Origin of the sequence: Enterobacter sp. JBIWA003, assembly GCF_019968825.1 — a bacterium.
GTDB lineage: Bacteria > Pseudomonadota > Gammaproteobacteria > Enterobacterales > Enterobacteriaceae > Enterobacter > Enterobacter quasiroggenkampii.
Window position 1 is genome coordinate 4,583,806 of the sequence record NZ_CP074170.1, and the last position, 16,372, is coordinate 4,600,177.

Annotated in this window: 12 protein-coding genes, 2 tRNA genes, 4 rRNA genes and 1 pseudogene; 7 read left to right on the forward strand and 12 right to left on the reverse strand. The window is 53.2% G+C overall.

Features of this window, described 5'->3' with window-relative positions; translation table 11 throughout:
* The first annotated feature begins 7 nt into the window (after window positions 1-7).
* Both KGP25_RS22210 and KGP25_RS22215 read left to right on the forward strand, forming a co-directional pair.
* On the forward strand, window positions 8-1,111 hold the full coding sequence (locus KGP25_RS22210) for an amino acid ABC transporter permease (RefSeq protein WP_023309439.1): 1,104 nt from the start codon (window positions 8-10) through the stop codon (window positions 1,109-1,111).
* A 7-nt stretch (window positions 1,112-1,118) separates the two neighbouring features.
* Complete coding sequence (locus KGP25_RS22215) at window positions 1,119-1,877, forward strand: amino acid ABC transporter ATP-binding protein (protein ID WP_014171880.1); 759 nt, start codon at window positions 1,119-1,121, stop codon at window positions 1,875-1,877.
* 106 nt (window positions 1,878-1,983) lie between these two features.
* Here the strand turns inward: KGP25_RS22215 and rrf (KGP25_RS22220) are convergent.
* From rrf (KGP25_RS22220) to KGP25_RS22245, 6 genes are all read right to left on the reverse strand, one after another.
* A 5S ribosomal RNA gene (rrf, locus tag KGP25_RS22220) occupies window positions 1,984-2,099 on the reverse strand.
* Between the two features lie 43 nt (window positions 2,100-2,142).
* Window positions 2,143-2,218, reverse strand: a tRNA-Thr gene (locus tag KGP25_RS22225).
* A 14-nt stretch (window positions 2,219-2,232) separates the two neighbouring features.
* Window positions 2,233-2,348: ribosomal RNA gene (gene rrf, locus KGP25_RS22230) — 5S ribosomal RNA — on the reverse strand.
* Window positions 2,349-2,421: 73 nt separating this feature from the next.
* Window positions 2,422-5,325, reverse strand: a 23S ribosomal RNA gene (locus KGP25_RS22235).
* Window positions 5,326-5,508: 183 nt separating this feature from the next.
* Window positions 5,509-5,584 (reverse strand) — tRNA-Glu (locus KGP25_RS22240).
* A gap of 84 nt (window positions 5,585-5,668) precedes the next feature.
* Window positions 5,669-7,210 (reverse strand): 16S ribosomal RNA (locus tag KGP25_RS22245).
* Together the 16S, 23S and 5S rRNA genes with 2 tRNA genes alongside form the textbook arrangement of a ribosomal RNA operon.
* A 471-nt stretch (window positions 7,211-7,681) precedes the next feature.
* On the opposite strand from KGP25_RS22245, the gene KGP25_RS22250 reads away from it, so the two are divergent.
* Entirely contained in the window at window positions 7,682-8,236 is a 555-nt protein-coding gene (locus tag KGP25_RS22250) for a gamma carbonic anhydrase family protein (RefSeq protein WP_048030960.1), read from the forward strand.
* On the opposite strand, the pseudogene KGP25_RS22255 reads toward KGP25_RS22250, so the two are convergent.
* From KGP25_RS22255 to dprA, 6 genes and pseudogenes are all read right to left on the reverse strand, one after another.
* Window positions 8,212-8,461, reverse strand: a pseudogene (locus tag KGP25_RS22255) (DUF1488 domain-containing protein). The gene KGP25_RS22250 and the pseudogene KGP25_RS22255 sit on opposite strands and share 25 nt — an antisense overlap.
* Complete coding sequence (gene aroE / locus KGP25_RS22260; protein WP_223539634.1) at window positions 8,458-9,276, reverse strand: shikimate dehydrogenase; 819 nt, start codon at window positions 9,274-9,276, stop codon at window positions 8,458-8,460. The pseudogene KGP25_RS22255 and the gene aroE overlap by 4 nt, the downstream one beginning before the upstream one ends.
* Window positions 9,277-9,280: 4 nt before the next feature.
* The gene (gene tsaC, locus KGP25_RS22265; protein ID WP_008503475.1) at window positions 9,281-9,853 is read right to left on the reverse strand and encodes an L-threonylcarbamoyladenylate synthase type 1 TsaC; all 573 of its coding nucleotides are present in this window, start codon (window positions 9,851-9,853) and stop codon (window positions 9,281-9,283) included.
* Window positions 9,846-10,400 (reverse strand): topoisomerase DNA-binding C4 zinc finger domain-containing protein, encoded by a 555-nt coding sequence (locus tag KGP25_RS22270; RefSeq protein WP_045909528.1) that lies wholly within the window; start codon window positions 10,398-10,400, stop codon window positions 9,846-9,848. Before KGP25_RS22270 ends, tsaC begins: the two co-directional genes overlap by 8 nt.
* 26 nt (window positions 10,401-10,426) lie before the next feature.
* Window positions 10,427-10,900 (reverse strand): DUF494 family protein Smg, encoded by a 474-nt coding sequence (smg, locus tag KGP25_RS22275; RefSeq protein WP_008503477.1) that lies wholly within the window; start codon window positions 10,898-10,900, stop codon window positions 10,427-10,429.
* Complete coding sequence (gene dprA, locus KGP25_RS22280) at window positions 10,872-11,996, reverse strand: DNA-protecting protein DprA (protein WP_223539635.1); 1,125 nt, start codon at window positions 11,994-11,996, stop codon at window positions 10,872-10,874. The genes smg and dprA overlap by 29 nt, the downstream gene beginning before the upstream one ends.
* Before the next feature lie 127 nt (window positions 11,997-12,123).
* On the opposite strand from dprA, the gene def reads away from it, so the two are divergent.
* Genes def through trkA form a run of 4 tightly spaced genes read left to right on the forward strand, consistent with a single transcriptional unit; the run spans window position 12,124 to window position 16,344 of the window.
* On the forward strand, window positions 12,124-12,633 hold the full coding sequence (gene def, locus KGP25_RS22285; RefSeq protein ID WP_008503479.1) for a peptide deformylase: 510 nt from the start codon (window positions 12,124-12,126) through the stop codon (window positions 12,631-12,633).
* A 25-nt stretch (window positions 12,634-12,658) separates the two neighbouring features.
* Window positions 12,659-13,606 (forward strand): methionyl-tRNA formyltransferase, encoded by a 948-nt coding sequence (gene fmt / locus KGP25_RS22290; protein ID WP_048030956.1) that lies wholly within the window; start codon window positions 12,659-12,661, stop codon window positions 13,604-13,606.
* A gap of 52 nt (window positions 13,607-13,658) precedes the next feature.
* The gene (gene rsmB, locus KGP25_RS22295) at window positions 13,659-14,945 is read left to right on the forward strand and encodes a 16S rRNA (cytosine(967)-C(5))-methyltransferase RsmB (protein ID WP_223539636.1); all 1,287 of its coding nucleotides are present in this window, start codon (window positions 13,659-13,661) and stop codon (window positions 14,943-14,945) included.
* 22 nt (window positions 14,946-14,967) lie between these two features.
* On the forward strand, window positions 14,968-16,344 hold the full coding sequence (gene trkA, locus KGP25_RS22300) for a Trk system potassium transporter TrkA (protein ID WP_025759209.1): 1,377 nt from the start codon (window positions 14,968-14,970) through the stop codon (window positions 16,342-16,344).
* The last annotated feature ends 28 nt before the right edge of the window (window positions 16,345-16,372 follow it).

Genomic DNA, 16,372 nt, shown 5'->3' on the forward strand with positions numbered 1-16,372 from the left:
ATTTATGATGACAAAAGCGATACTGTCGCACTCCTCGCGCCCTGCCAACTCGACAGGTGGACGTTTCATTCTCTGGGCGCGCAAGAATCTGTTCTCCAGCTGGAGTAACAGCCTGCTGACAATTGTCTGCCTGTGGCTCATGTGGGAATTGATTCCTCCCCTGCTGAACTGGGCGTTTTTACAGGCCAACTGGGTCGGTTCAACCCGGGCAGACTGTACAAAAGCCGGCGCCTGCTGGGTGTTTATCCATGAACGCTTCGGTCAGTTCATGTATGGGTTGTATCCGCATGAACAGCGCTGGCGGATTAATCTGGCGCTGGTTATCGGCCTGCTCTCTGTCGCAGTCATGTTCTGGAAAAAGCTGCCTCACCGTGGACGCTATATTGCCGTCTGGGCGGTGGTTTATCCGATTATTGTCTGGGTGCTGCTGTATGGCGGTTTTCTGGGGCTGGAACGCGTTGAAACACGCCAGTGGGGCGGGCTGACGCTGACGTTGATTATCGCATCAGTGGGGATAGCCGGTGCTCTGCCGTGGGGGATTCTACTTGCTCTGGGGCGACGTTCAAAAATGCCGATCGTCCGCGTGCTCTCCGTTATCTTCATTGAGTTCTGGCGCGGCGTACCGCTTATCACCGTCCTGTTTATGTCGTCGGTCATGCTGCCGCTGTTTATGGCTGAAGGCACAACGATCGACAAACTGATCCGTGCCCTGGTCGGGGTAATTCTCTTCCAGTCCGCCTATGTTGCAGAAGTTGTGCGCGGTGGTCTGCAGGCGTTGCCTAAAGGCCAGTACGAAGCGGCAGAATCACTGGCGCTCGGCTACTGGAAAACGCAGGGGCTGGTCATTCTTCCCCAGGCACTCAAGCTGGTCATCCCGGGTCTGGTCAACACGATCATTGCCCTCTTCAAGGATACCAGCCTGGTGATCATCATCGGATTGTTCGATCTCTTTAGCAGCGTGCAGCAGGCAACCGTTGACCCTGTCTGGCTGGGTATGTCCACCGAAGGATATGTCTTTGCTGCCCTGATCTACTGGATCTTTTGTTTTAGCATGTCGCGCTACAGCCAGCATCTGGAAAAGCGCTTTAACACCGGGCGTACACCGCACTGAGGAAAATATGAGCCAAATAACTATGACACCCGCCGACGCGATGATTACGCTGGAAAACGTGAACAAATGGTACGGACAGTTTCATGTCCTGAAGGACATTAATCTCAAGGTCAAGCAGGGCGAACGCATTGTCCTGTGCGGCCCTTCCGGCTCCGGGAAATCCACAACCATTCGCTGCATAAACCATCTTGAAGAGCATCAGCAAGGACGCATCGTGGTTGATGGTATCGAGCTGAATGAAGATATCCGCAATATCGAACGCGTGCGTCAGGAAGTGGGAATGGTCTTTCAGCACTTTAATCTGTTTCCGCACCTGACCGTTCTGCAGAACTGTACGCTTGCACCGATTTGGGTACGGAAGATGCCGAAAAAGGAAGCCGAGGCGCTGGCAATGCACTACCTGGAGCGTGTACGTATCGCAGAGCATGCGAATAAGTTCCCTGGCCAGATATCGGGTGGCCAGCAGCAGCGTGTGGCTATCGCCCGTTCTTTGTGTATGAAACCGAAAATTATGCTGTTTGATGAACCGACATCAGCTCTCGATCCGGAAATGGTGAAGGAGGTTCTGGATACCATGATTGGGCTGGCACAATCCGGCATGACCATGCTGTGCGTGACGCATGAGATGGGTTTTGCGAGAACCGTGGCTGACCGGGTGATCTTTATGGACCGTGGGGAGATTGTTGAGCAGGCGCCGCCGGATGAGTTCTTTGCACATCCGAAGTCAGAACGTACGCGAGCATTCCTGTCGCAGGTGATTCATTAATGTGCTGTTTTTGCCCGGTGGCGCTGCGCTTACCGGGCCTACCGTTTTCACGAGAATCATAACGCAAAAAGGCCATCCTTTCGGATGGCCTTCTCACTTATTTGATGTCTGGCAGTTCCCTACTCTCACATGGGGAGACCCCACACTACCATCGGCGCTACGGCGTTTCACTTCTGAGTTCGGCATGGGGTCAGGTGGGACCACCGCGCTAAAGCCGCCAGACAAATTCTTTTACTTCTTGCCGAACTTTAACCTAAGTATAAAGTGGTGCTGATACCCAGAGTCGAACTGGGGACCTCACCCTTACCAAGGGTGCGCTCTACCAACTGAGCCATATCAGCACGCTAAATTTGATGCCTGGCAGTTCCCTACTCTCACATGGGGAGACCCCACACTACCATCGGCGCTACGGCGTTTCACTTCTGAGTTCGGCATGGGGTCAGGTGGGACCACCGCGCTAAAGCCGCCAGGCAAATTCTGTTTAATCTGTATCAAGGCTGAATTTTGATTGTTCGTCTCTTCGCCAAAACATCTTCGGCGTTGTAAGGTTAAGCCTCACGGTTCATTAGTATCGGTTAGCTCAACGCATCGCTGCGCTTACACACCCGACCTATCAACGTCGTCGTCTTCAACGTTCCTTCAGGAGACTTAAAGTCTCAGGGAGAACTCATCTCGGGGCAAGTTTCGTGCTTAGATGCTTTCAGCACTTATCTTTTCCGCATTTAGCTACCGGGCAGTGCCATTGGCATGACAACCCGAACACCAGTGATGCGTCCACTCCGGTCCTCTCGTACTAGGAGCAGCCCCCCTCAATTCTCCAGCGCCCACGGCAGATAGGGACCGAACTGTCTCACGACGTTCTAAACCCAGCTCGCGTACCACTTTAAATGGCGAACAGCCATACCCTTGGGACCTACTTCAGCCCCAGGATGTGATGAGCCGACATCGAGGTGCCAAACACCGCCGTCGATATGAACTCTTGGGCGGTATCAGCCTGTTATCCCCGGAGTACCTTTTATCCGTTGAGCGATGGCCCTTCCATTCAGAACCACCGGATCACTATGACCTGCTTTCGCACCTGCTCGAGCCGTCACTCTCGCAGTCAAGCTAGCTTATGCCATTGCACTAACCTCCTGATGTCCGACCAGGATTAGCTAACCTTCGTGCTCCTCCGTTACTCTTTGGGAGGAGACCGCCCCAGTCAAACTACCCACCAGACACTGTCCGCAACCCGGATTACGGGTCTACGTTAGAACACCAGCCATTAAAGGGTGGTATTTCAAGGACGGCTCCATGCAGACTGGCGTCCACACTTCAAAGCCTCCCACCTATCCTACACATCAAGGACCAGTGTTCAGTGTCAAGCTATAGTAAAGGTTCACGGGGTCTTTCCGTCTTGCCGCGGGTACACTGCATCTTCACAGCGAGTTCAATTTCACTGAGTCTCGGGTGGAGACAGCCTGGCCATCATTACGCCATTCGTGCAGGTCGGAACTTACCCGACAAGGAATTTCGCTACCTTAGGACCGTTATAGTTACGGCCGCCGTTTACCGGGGCTTCGATCAAGAGCTTCGCGTTGCCGCTAACCCCATCAATTAACCTTCCGGCACCGGGCAGGCGTCACACCGTATACGTCCACTTTCGTGTTTGCACAGTGCTGTGTTTTTAATAAACAGTTGCAGCCAGCTGGTATCTTCGACTGATTTCAGCTCCACCCGCAGGGGCTTCACCTACATATCAGCGTGCCTTCTCCCGAAGTTACGGCACCATTTTGCCTAGTTCCTTCACCCGAGTTCTCTCAAGCGCCTTGGTATTCTCTACCTGACCACCTGTGTCGGTTTGGGGTACGATTTGATGTTACCTGATGCTTAGAGGCTTTTCCTGGAAGCAGGGCATTTGTTACTTCAGCACCGTAGTGCCTCGTCATCACACCTCAGCGTTAAAAGGTACCGGATTTACCTGGAACCTCCGCCTACATGCTTAAACCGGGACAACCGTCGCCCGGCTAACATAGCCTTCTCCGTCCCCCCTTCGCAGTAACACCAAGTACAGGAATATTAACCTGTTTCCCATCGACTACGCCTTTCGGCCTCGCCTTAGGGGTCGACTCACCCTGCCCCGATTAACGTTGGACAGGAACCCTTGGTCTTCCGGCGAGCGGGCTTTTCACCCGCTTTATCGTTACTTATGTCAGCATTCGCACTTCTGATACCTCCAGCATGCCTCACAGCACACCTTCAACGGCTTACAGAACGCTCCCCTACCCAACAACACATAGTGTCGCTGCCGCAGCTTCGGTGCATGGTTTAGCCCCGTTACATCTTCCGCGCAGGCCGACTCGACCAGTGAGCTATTACGCTTTCTTTAAATGATGGCTGCTTCTAAGCCAACATCCTGGCTGTCTGTGCCTTCCCACATCGTTTCCCACTTAACCATGACTTTGGGACCTTAGCTGGCGGTCTGGGTTGTTTCCCTCTTCACGACGGACGTTAGCACCCGCCGTGTGTCTCCCGTGATAACATTCTTCGGTATTCGTAGTTTGCATCGGGTTGGTAAGCCGGGATGGCCCCCTAGCCGAAACAGTGCTCTACCCCCGAAGATGAGTTCACGAGGCGCTACCTAAATAGCTTTCGGGGAGAACCAGCTATCTCCCGGTTTGATTGGCCTTTCACCCCCAGCCACAAGTCATCCGCTAATTTTTCAACATTAGTCGGTTCGGTCCTCCAGTTAGTGTTACCCAACCTTCAACCTGCCCATGGCTAGATCACCGGGTTTCGGGTCTATACCCTGCAACTTAACGCCCAGTTAAGACTCGGTTTCCCTTCGGCTCCCCTATACGGTTAACCTTGCTACAGAATATAAGTCGCTGACCCATTATACAAAAGGTACGCAGTCACACCACAAGGGTGCTCCCACTGCTTGTACGTACACGGTTTCAGGTTCTTTTTCACTCCCCTCGCCGGGGTTCTTTTCGCCTTTCCCTCACGGTACTGGTTCACTATCGGTCAGTCAGGAGTATTTAGCCTTGGAGGATGGTCCCCCCATATTCAGACAGGATACCACGTGTCCCGCCCTACTCTTCGAGTTCACAACCTGTGTGTTTTCGTGTACGGGACTGTCACCCTGTACCGTGCGACTTTCCAGACGCTTCCACTAACACACAAGCTGATTCAGACTCTGGGCTGCTCCCCGTTCGCTCGCCGCTACTGGGGGAATCTCGGTTGATTTCTTTTCCTCGGGGTACTTAGATGTTTCAGTTCCCCCGGTTCGCCTCGTTAACCTATGTATTCAGTTAACGATAGTGCAACGAATTGCACTGGGTTTCCCCATTCGGACATCGCCGGGTCAAAGGTTCATATCACCTCGCCGGCGCTTTTCGCAGATTAGCACGTCCTTCATCGCCTCTGACTGCCAGGGCATCCACCGTGTACGCTTAGTCGCTTAACCTCACAACCCGAAGATGTTTCACTTCATGATTGCGAAAATTTGAGAGACTCGAACACACCTTAAAGATGTGTCGTTTCAATTTTCAGCTTGATCCAGATTTTTAAAGAGCAAATATCTCAAACGTGACTCGCAAGTCAGTTTTGAGATATGACGGCAGGTGACTTTCACTCACGAACCAGCAAGTGGCGTCCCCTAGGGGATTCGAACCCCTGTTACCGCCGTGAAAGGGCGGTGTCCTGGGCCTCTAGACGAAGGGGACGTGAAGTCTCAATCGCAAGACGCCTTGCTATTTACTTTTCATCAGACAATCTGTGTGAGCACTACAAAGGCAGGTTCTTTAAGGTAAGGAGGTGATCCAACCGCAGGTTCCCCTACGGTTACCTTGTTACGACTTCACCCCAGTCATGAATCACAAAGTGGTAAGCGCCCTCCCGAAGGTTAAGCTACCTACTTCTTTTGCAACCCACTCCCATGGTGTGACGGGCGGTGTGTACAAGGCCCGGGAACGTATTCACCGTAGCATTCTGATCTACGATTACTAGCGATTCCGACTTCATGGAGTCGAGTTGCAGACTCCAATCCGGACTACGACGCACTTTATGAGGTCCGCTTGCTCTCGCGAGGTCGCTTCTCTTTGTATGCGCCATTGTAGCACGTGTGTAGCCCTACTCGTAAGGGCCATGATGACTTGACGTCATCCCCACCTTCCTCCAGTTTATCACTGGCAGTCTCCTTTGAGTTCCCGGCCGGACCGCTGGCAACAAAGGATAAGGGTTGCGCTCGTTGCGGGACTTAACCCAACATTTCACAACACGAGCTGACGACAGCCATGCAGCACCTGTCTCAGAGTTCCCGAAGGCACCAATCCATCTCTGGAAAGTTCTCTGGATGTCAAGAGTAGGTAAGGTTCTTCGCGTTGCATCGAATTAAACCACATGCTCCACCGCTTGTGCGGGCCCCCGTCAATTCATTTGAGTTTTAACCTTGCGGCCGTACTCCCCAGGCGGTCGACTTAACGCGTTAGCTCCGGAAGCCACGCCTCAAGGGCACAACCTCCAAGTCGACATCGTTTACGGCGTGGACTACCAGGGTATCTAATCCTGTTTGCTCCCCACGCTTTCGCACCTGAGCGTCAGTCTTTGTCCAGGGGGCCGCCTTCGCCACCGGTATTCCTCCAGATCTCTACGCATTTCACCGCTACACCTGGAATTCTACCCCCCTCTACAAGACTCTAGCCTGCCAGTTTCGAATGCAGTTCCCAGGTTGAGCCCGGGGATTTCACATCCGACTTGACAGACCGCCTGCGTGCGCTTTACGCCCAGTAATTCCGATTAACGCTTGCACCCTCCGTATTACCGCGGCTGCTGGCACGGAGTTAGCCGGTGCTTCTTCTGCGGGTAACGTCAATCGATGAGGTTATTAACCTCACCGCCTTCCTCCCCGCTGAAAGTACTTTACAACCCGAAGGCCTTCTTCATACACGCGGCATGGCTGCATCAGGCTTGCGCCCATTGTGCAATATTCCCCACTGCTGCCTCCCGTAGGAGTCTGGACCGTGTCTCAGTTCCAGTGTGGCTGGTCATCCTCTCAGACCAGCTAGGGATCGTCGCCTAGGTGAGCCGTTACCCCACCTACTAGCTAATCCCATCTGGGCACATCTGATGGCAAGAGGCCCGAAGGTCCCCCTCTTTGGTCTTGCGACGTTATGCGGTATTAGCTACCGTTTCCAGTAGTTATCCCCCTCCATCAGGCAGTTTCCCAGACATTACTCACCCGTCCGCCGCTCGCCGGCAAAGTAGCAAGCTACTTTCCGCTGCCGCTCGACTTGCATGTGTTAGGCCTGCCGCCAGCGTTCAATCTGAGCCATGATCAAACTCTTCAATTTAAGTTTGATGCTCGTGAATTAAACTTCGTAATGAATTACGTATGTTCACTCAGAGACTTGGTATTCATTTTTCGTCCGGGGACGTTAAGAATCCATGTCACTTTGAGTGCCCACACAGATTGTCTGATAAATTGTTAAAGAGCAGTGCAACGCGGCTTTCGCTCACCGTTGCGAGGTGGCGTATATTACGCTTTCCTCTTTCAGAGTCAACCCGTTATTTCAGGATTTTTTCTCTTCAACCGACCGCGTTGTCTGTGAAGTGTTTCACATCCGCCGTGTCGATGGAGGCGCATTATAGGGATCCCAATTTTTAGCACAAGTATTTTTTAGATCTTTTTTTCCGACTGCTGATTTTCCGCGCTTTTCGCTGAAATCCCGCCCGATCTGCTTAAATATTGACGTATTTTGCCTTGCCTCGATCCATTAATACGATCAAAGTCTTCTGTATAGCGCTCATTCTTAGAGGTAGATATGTCTGCAGTATTGCGTCCTTATAAAGATCTGTTCCCCCAAAAAGGCGATCGCGTGATGATCGATGCCAGCAGCGTGGTCGTTGGTGATGTGCGAATGGCCGAAGATGTCAGCATCTGGCCGCTCGTCGCCATCAGGGGAGATGTTAACTATGTGTCGATTGGTGCACGTACCAACATTCAGGACGGTAGCGTTCTGCATGTCACGCACAAATCCTCCTATAACCCCGAGGGTAATCCCCTCATCATTGGAGAGGATGTTACCGTCGGCCATAAAGTGATGCTCCACGGCTGCACGATCGGAAATCGCGTCCTTGTTGGCATGGGGTCGATTTTGCTGGATGGCGTCATAGTAGAAGATGACGTAATGATTGGTGCCGGTAGCCTGGTCCCGCAGAACAAACGGCTGGAGAGCGGTTATCTCTATCTGGGAAGTCCGGTAAAACAGATCCGCCCCCTTAAGGAGGCAGAGATCGAAGGATTAAAATACTCGGCGAACAACTACGTAAAATGGAAGAATGACTATCTGGATCAGGATAACCAAACCCAGCCCTGATCGTCTTCCTGCTGTTCGCGGATTAAATCGCTGGCTTCCTCTTCAAGATCCCAGCGATTTTCGCAAAATACCGCTAGCGGGTCTGTGCCGCCAAAACGATGCAACAGCGTTTCTCCATGGATGGCGCAGGTAAGGTTGCATGCCCTGCACCAGCACCGGAAAACAGACCGCTTGTTTATGCTCATCCCAGCTCTCTCTGTCCGGGAAATGAATAGCCTGATTCACGCCGAAAGCTCCTGCTTTAGCTTTTCAATGACCGGCTCGACCGCAGGCAACACGCCGTGCCAGAGCAGCACCGCATGCGCAGCCTGCCCCACCAGCATTCCCAGCCCATCGGCTAACTGTTTCGCGCCGTGTTGTTCACACCAGTTCAGGAAAGGCGTCTTCCCTTTCTGATAGAACATGTCATAGAAGTACATATGCGCACTGACCAGCGAAGCGGGGATCGCTGGGATCTCACCGTTGATGCCGCTGGATGTGGCATTAATGACAAGATCGAACTCACGTTCGGCAAGATCGTCAAGCGCTACCGCGCTCACGCTGCCGGTATGCGCAAACAACGCCGCCAGCGCTTCTGCCCGGGAAAAGGTTCTGTTCGTGATGGTCACCGAACAGTCCAGTGAAAGCAGAGGCAACAAAACGCCCCGCGATGCGCCACCCGCGCCAATCAGCAGGATCCGGAAACCGGGCTTGATAAAGGAGAGTCTTTCCAGATCGCTGAGTAAACCAATCCCGTCGGTGTTGTCCCCCAGAAGGCGTCCATCCTCAAGCCGTTTTAGGGTATTGACTGCACCAGCAAGTGAAGCGCGTTCGGTCAGCTCATCCGCACGTTCGAAGGCTTCTTCTTTAAACGGGACCGTCACATTCGCGCCTTTGCCCCCCGCGGCGAAAAAGGTCTCCAGCGTAGGGATAAAGGCATCCACTGGCGCCAGTACGCGACCATAGGGGTGATCTATCTGCAGCTGCTCCGCGAACTGCTGATGGATCAACGGTGACTTGCTGTGTGCAATGGGATTACCAAAAACAGCATAGGTTTCCATGAGATTACCCCTGGCGAAAACGTTCGCCGGTCAAAGCGTCGCGAATTTCAGATGGATTCAGGCGCCCTCCCGTTTCACCGACAGCGACAGGGAAGTCATTCCCGAACTGCGCCAGCACTTCTTCGGTTGTCCGACATGGCGGCTGCCCGGTCAGGTTGGCGCTGGTTGAGACCAGTGGTTTACCAAATGCCAGGCACAGCTCCACCACCAGCGGATGGTCAGTGACGCGAACGGCAAGGGAATCAAAGCGTCCGGTTAACCAGCGCGGAGTTGTCGGCTGCGCCGGGAAAACAAAGGTGACCGGTCCAGGCCACGCGGAGAAGATTGTCTCGCGCTGTGCTGGCGTTAGCATAGAGTCATCAATATAGGGCTTAAGCTGCTCGTAATTCGCAGCGATCAAAATCAGTCCTTTCTCGACGGGTCTTTGTTTCAGGGTAAGCAGACGGCTCACAGCCGTCTCGCTGTCAGGATCGCAACCGACCCCAAAAACAGCTTCAGTTGGATAGGCGATGACTTCTTCATTTTTCAGTACGTCCACTGCATGGGCAATGGAGCCTGATGGCAGGTTATTATTCACTATATTGATCCGCCGTTACCGGCTTTCCACATTGTTTACTGGCGCAGAAGCGTTTCATGCCTTGCGCGGTTTTCTTCTCTATCAGTAGCGGATAATTGCAATGAGGGCAGATTCCCGCTACCGGCTTAAAATTGATAACGAACTGGCAGTCAGGGTAGCGATCGCACGAATGGAAGGTCTTACCATAACGGGAACGGCGCTGTACAAGCTGACCGCGCTGACACTGAGGGCAGGCAATTGCCGTTTCATCAGGCTTATCAATTTGTTCCGTATGTTCACATTCCGGGTAGCGGCTACATCCAATAAACATGCCGAAACGCCCCTGGCGTAGCGCGAGTTCGCCACCGCAGAGAGGGCACAGCTGACCCTCCAGAATTTTGACGATATGTCCATCCGCCTGGCTTTTCAGAGGACGAACATAATCACATTCCGGATAGTGAGAACAACCGAGAAACGGGCCGTGTTTCCCGGACCGAATAACAAGTTCAGCCCCGCACTGCGGGCAGGGCTCGTTTTTGTGCACCGTGAACAGTGCTGATTTGGCCATAACAACTCTTGGTGCTGCACATTGAATTAGTGCAGCATACCTTCATTCACTTCAAAGAGTAATTCTTCCATTTGTTGATAGGCATTTTCACAGCCCGGGATATTAAACAGAACCATCAGGATCACCCACTTGAGATCTTCCAGTTCAAATTCTGCCGTATCCAGCGCCATGACGCGCTCTATCACCATTTCTCTCGTTTCGAGGTTTAGCACCTGAATCTGCTCAAGGAATAAAATGAATCCCCGGCAGCTGGCGTCCAGCCGTTCACACTCTTCAGCGGTATAAATGCGTACAGACAATGGGTCAGAAGCAAGCTGCATCGGTTCGGCAAGGCCTTCCTGATAATCAGCCAGTTTTTCCAGCCACATCAACGCATTGTAGATATCTTCCCGCTCAAATCCCGCATCGGTAAGATCCTGTGTCAACTTGTCCTGATCCACTCGCATTTCTGCTTCGTTATGGATGTAAGTCTCAAACAAATACATCAGTACGTCGAACATGGCATGCCCTCCTTAATCGGACATAGCCGCCGGGTACAGCTGCGATCCACCCTGCTAACTCCAGTTCGAGTAGCTGTGCTACCGTTACTGGCACAGGTTGGCCGGCACGTTCAGCGACAACGTCAACAGGTGTTACCTCATCTCCTACGTTAGCCAGGAGCTTGGGAAATGGCAATGCCACCTTTCCCTGATCTGATGAATATTGTCGCTTTTCGGTATCTTCCTGCAGCCATTGCAGCCCATATTGCAAATTTTCAAGAATGTCCCCGACTTCCGTTACCGGTGTTGCCCCCTGCTTAATCAGCCAGTGCGGTCCCTCGCATCCGGGATTACCTATCGGGCCTGGCAAGGCGAAGACTTCTCGCCCCTGTTCGAGCGCGCACCGTGCCGTGACCAGCGAACCGCTTCGCCGCGCGGCTTCGACCACCAGCACGCCTTTGCTAAGGCCGCTGATGATGCGATTACGACGCGGAAAGTTTGCCGGTCGGGGCTGCGCGGAAAGCGGAAACTCAGACACTATCGCGCCGTCAGACTCAATAAGCCGCATCGCCAATGCCTGATGCCGGCGTGGGTAAATGCTAAAAAGACCGTTCCCCAGCACCGCGACACTTCGTCCTTTTACTGACAGCGCCGCGCTGTGGGCAACGCCGTCAATACCACAGGCCAGCCCGCTGGTAATCGTGAAACCACTATGTGAAAGTTGTTCGCACAGGATTTTCCCCCATCGCTCGCCGTACCATGACGGCGCACGACTGCCTACCACCGCCAGCTGAACGGTATTAAGCGTCTCAGGGTTACCTTTTATGAATAAAGCCCCGGGATAGTCAGGGATTGTGCGGAGTAGAGGGGGATAAAGGTGATGGTTGGCCGTTAATAAATGTTGTCCCGGCTGCTCAAGCCATATCAGGCTACGTTCCAGCTCACTCTCATCGAACGCAACGAACCGTTCAGCCTGCTTTGCTGTCAGTCCAGCATTTCTTAAGACAAGCGTATCGATGCCTTCCTGCCTCTGCAGCCGTGCAGCCGCTTCCACCATGACATCACCACACAGAGAACCTGTGTGCATGAGCCGTAGCCAAATCTCGGTAGACGTCATCCTTTCCCCTGCCATAAGCGCTCTCCGCAATCATTGCGATTGGTCACTGATGCTGTCAATCGATGGGGGATTTGTCTAGAATAGAGGGAGTATTCTTATCAACTCCTGAACACGACTCTGGAAATTTATGGCAGTTTTGCAAGTGTTACATATTCCGGACGAGCGCCTTCGCATCGTCGCTGAACCGGTCAAAGAAGTGAATGCAGAAATCCAGCGTATCGTTGATGATATGTTCGATACCATGTACGCCGAAGAAGGCATTGGCCTGGCGGCGACGCAGGTGGACATTCACAAGCGTATTATCGTGATTGATGTTTCGGAAAATCGCGATGGCCGCCTGGTGCTGATCAACCCTGAGCTGCTCGAAAAGAGTGGCGAAACCGGTATTGAGGAAGGCTGTCTGTCTATTCCTGAACAGCGTGCGTTAGTGCCTCGTGCAGAAAAAGTGAAAATTCGCGCCCTGGATCGTGACGGTAATCCGTTCGAACTGGAGGCAGACGACCTGCTGGCAATTTGTATTCAGCATGAGATGGATCACCTGGTCGGTAAACTGTTTATCGATTATCTCTCGCCGCTGAAACAGCAGCGTATTCGTCAGAAAGTAGAGAAACTGGATCGTTTGCGTTCTCGCGCATAACGTCCCCCCGGATACAAGGATCATCGTGTCTAAAACACTACGTATTATCTTCGCGGGAACCCCTGATTTTGCAGCGCGTCATCTTGACGCGCTGTTATCGTCTGGTCACCAGGTTGTTGGCGTCTTTACCCAGCCGGACCGTCCTGCTGGTCGCGGCAAAAAACTGATGCCGAGCCCGGTCAAAGTGCTGGCAGAAGAGCATGGGCTTCCCGTTTTTCAGCCCGCATCGCTGCGCCCGCAGGAAAATCAGCAGCTGGTTGCTGACCTGAATGCCGACGTAATGGTGGTGGTGGCTTACGGTTTAATTCTGCCAAAAGCCGTGCTTGATATGCCGCGCCTGGGTTGTATCAACGTGCATGGGTCTCTGCTCCCACGCTGGCGTGGTGCAGCACCTATCCAGCGCGCGCTGTGGGCGGGTGATGCCGAAACTGGCGTGACCATCATGAAGATGGACGTAGGTTTAGACACCGGCGACATGCTGTATAAACTGGCCTGCCCCATTACGCCAGACGATACCAGCGCCACGCTGTATGACAAACTGGCAGACCTTGGCCCACAAGGTCTTATCGAGACGCTTCAGCAGCTTGCTGACAATACGGCAAAACCGGAAGTTCAGGATGATGCGCTGGTAACCTACGCCGAAAAGCTGAGCAAAGAAGAAGCGCGTATCGACTGGTCCCTGTCAGCCGCTCAACTTGAACGCTGCATTCGCGCTTTTAATCCGTGGCCAATGAGCTGGATGGAAATTGATGAGCAGCCAGTAAAAGTCTGGAAGGCCTCCGTCATTAGCGGTGCGACGACGGCGGAACCCGGTACGATTATTGATGCCAGCAAGAACGGTATCCAGGTGGCGACTGCGCAAGGGATTTTGAATCTTGAATCGCTCCAACCGGCCGGTAAGAAAGCCATGAGCGCTCAGGATCTGTTAAATTCCCGTCGTGAATGGTTTATCCCGGGCAATCGCCTTGCCTGAGCAAATTTATTCTTAAGGCCCGGTGTTTCCGGGCATTTTTATTTTTACGGTTATGAAAAAACAAAATCTACGCAGTATGGCGGCTCAGGCCGTCGAGCAGGTTATCGAGCAGGGCCAGTCATTGAGTAACGTCCTGCCTCCCCTGCAGCAAAAAGTTTCTGATAAAGATAAAGCCCTGCTTCAGGAGCTCTGCTTTGGCGTTCTGCGCACACTCTCTCAGCTTGAGTGGCTGATTAATAAGCTCATGTCACGCCCAATGACGGGCAAGCAGCGCACCGTACATTATTTGATTATGGTGGGTTTTTATCAGCTTCTTCATACCCGCATCCCACCTCACGCCGCGCTGGCAGAGACGGTGGAAGGTGCCGTTGCGATTAAACGTCCTCAGTTGAAAGGGCTGATCAACGGCGTATTGCGCCAGTTCCAGCGACAGCAGGATGAGCTTCTGGCTGAATTTGCCCAAAACGAAGCGCGCTTCCTGCATCCGGACTGGCTGTTGAAGCGCCTGAAAAAAGCTTATCCGCAGCAGTGGCAGGACATTGCTGATGCCAACAACCAGCGTCCACCAATGTGGTTACGTGTGAATCGTAATCACCACACCCGTGACGCATGGCTTGCATTACTCGAAGAAGCTGGAATGAGCGGCTTCACCCATGACGCATACCCTGATGCCGTGCGCTTAGCATCGCCTGCACCGGTACATGCATTACCCGGCTTTGAAGAGGGTTGGGTAACGGTACAGGATGCTTCTGCTCAGGGTTGCATGACCTGGCTTGAACCCCAAAACGGTGAGCAGATCCTCGATCTCTGCGCCGCACCAGGGGGCAAAACGACGCATATTCTTGAAGTGGCTCCGGAGGCCAGCGTGATGGCGGTGGACGTTGATGAGCAGCGTCTTTCACGCGTCTATGACAACCTCAAGCGCCTGGGCATGAAGGCGCAGGTTAAGCAAGGCGATGGACGCAAACCCGCAGAATGGTGTGGTGAAACACAATTCGATCGCATTTTGCTGGATGCCCCCTGCTCTGCAACCGGCGTGATTCGTCGTCATCCGGATATCAAGTGGCTGCGTCGCGATCGTGATATTAACGAACTTGCCCAGCTGCAATCCGACATCCTCGACGCCATCTGGCCGCATCTCAAGCCCGGCGGAACGCTGGTGTATGCGACCTGCTCGGTACTTCCTGAAGAAAACAGTCAGCAAATCGCGGCCTTCCTTAAACGTACCCCGGACGCGGCGCTGCGCGATACGGGAACGCCTGAACGCCCGGGTCAGCAGAATCTGCCGGGTGCAGAAGAGGGTGATGGCTTCTTTTACGCTAAGCTAATCAAAGAGTGATGTTGAGAACAGGTCACGAGATATGAAGATTATCATTCTGGGCGCAGGACAGGTTGGCGGAACGCTGGCGGAAAACCTGGTTGGCGAAAACAACGACATCACCATCGTGGATACCAACGGCGATCGCCTGCGTGTTTTGCAGGACAAATTTGACCTGCGCGTTGTGCAGGGCCATGGTTCGCACCCGCGCGTTCTTCGTGAGGCGGGCGCTGACGATGCCGATATGCTGGTTGCGGTGACCAGTTCTGACGAAACCAATATGGTGGCCTGTCAGGTGGCCTACTCGCTTTTCAACACGCCAAACCGAATCGCGCGCATCCGTTCTCCGGACTATGTCCGCGATGCTGAGAAGCTGTTTAACTCAGAAGCGGTCCCTATTGATCATCTCATCGCCCCAGAACAGCTGGTTATCGATAATATCTACCGTCTGATCGAATATCCGGGCGCCCTGCAGGTAGTGAATTTTGCCGAAGGTAAAGTGAGCCTGGCCGTCGTTAAGGCCTATTACGGCGGGCCATTGATCGGCAATGCGCTTTCCACCATGCGCGAGCACATGCCGCATATCGATACGCGCGTCGCAGCCATTTTCCGTCACGACAGGCCAATCCGCCCGCAGGGCTCCACGATTGTCGAAGCCGGTGACGAAGTCTTCTTTATTGCGGCTTCACAGCATATTCGTGCGGTGATGAGTGAACTTCAGCGTCTCGAAAAACCCTATAAACGCATTATGCTGGTCGGCGGCGGCAATATCGGTGCAGGTCTGGCACACCGGCTGGAAAAAGATTACAGCGTGAAGTTGATCGAGCGCGATCAGCAGCGTGCTGCTGAACTGGCGGAAAAACTGCAAAATACGATCGTATTTTATGGCGATGCGTCCGATCAGGAATTACTGGCTGAAGAGCATATTGATCAAGTTGATCTCTTTATTGCCGTCACCAACGACGATGAAGCAAATATAATGTCCGCCATGCTCGCCAAACGCATGGGGGCCAAAAAGGTCATGGTGCTTATCCAGCGTCGGGCATACGTTGATCTGGTGCAGGGCAGCGTCATTGATATTGCCATTTCACCTCAGCAGGCGACCATTTCCGCGCTCCTGAGCCATGTGCGTAAAGCGGATATTGTCGGGGTGTCATCGCTCCGCCGCGGTGTCGCGGAAGCCATTGAAGCCGTGGCGCACGGAGATGAAACCACGTCACGCGTCGTGGGCCGTTCGATAGACGAAATTAAGCTGCCACCGGGAACGATTATCGGTGCCGTCGTGCGCGGAAATGATGTCATGATTGCCAATGATAATTTACGTATTGAGCAAGGCGATCACGTTATTATGTTCCTTACCGATAAAAAGTTTATTACCGACGTCGAACGTTTATTCCAGCCAAGCCCATTCTTCCTTTAATGTGTCGGGTGCCTGAAAAAGTGCACCC

What these genes read in the sequence shown, in the direction of transcription:
- KGP25_RS22210 (WP_023309439.1), top strand. Translation starts at nt 8, where the DNA reads ATGACAAAAGCGATACTGTCGCACTCCTCGCGCCCTGCCAACTCGACA.
- KGP25_RS22215 (WP_014171880.1), top strand. Translation starts at nt 1,119, where the DNA reads ATGAGCCAAATAACTATGACACCCGCCGACGCGATGATTACGCTGGAA.
- KGP25_RS22250 (WP_048030960.1), top strand. Translation starts at nt 7,682, where the DNA reads ATGTCTGCAGTATTGCGTCCTTATAAAGATCTGTTCCCCCAAAAAGGC.
- aroE (WP_223539634.1), bottom strand. Translation starts at nt 9,276, where the DNA reads ATGGAAACCTATGCTGTTTTTGGTAATCCCATTGCACACAGCAAGTCA.
- KGP25_RS22270 (WP_045909528.1), bottom strand. Translation starts at nt 10,400, where the DNA reads ATGGCCAAATCAGCACTGTTCACGGTGCACAAAAACGAGCCCTGCCCG.
- smg (WP_008503477.1), bottom strand. Translation starts at nt 10,900, where the DNA reads ATGTTCGACGTACTGATGTATTTGTTTGAGACTTACATCCATAACGAA.
- dprA (WP_223539635.1), bottom strand. Translation starts at nt 11,996, where the DNA reads ATGACGTCTACCGAGATTTGGCTACGGCTCATGCACACAGGTTCTCTG.
- def (WP_008503479.1), top strand. Translation starts at nt 12,124, where the DNA reads ATGGCAGTTTTGCAAGTGTTACATATTCCGGACGAGCGCCTTCGCATC.
- rsmB (WP_223539636.1), top strand. Translation starts at nt 13,659, where the DNA reads ATGAAAAAACAAAATCTACGCAGTATGGCGGCTCAGGCCGTCGAGCAG.
- trkA (WP_025759209.1), top strand. Translation starts at nt 14,968, where the DNA reads ATGAAGATTATCATTCTGGGCGCAGGACAGGTTGGCGGAACGCTGGCG.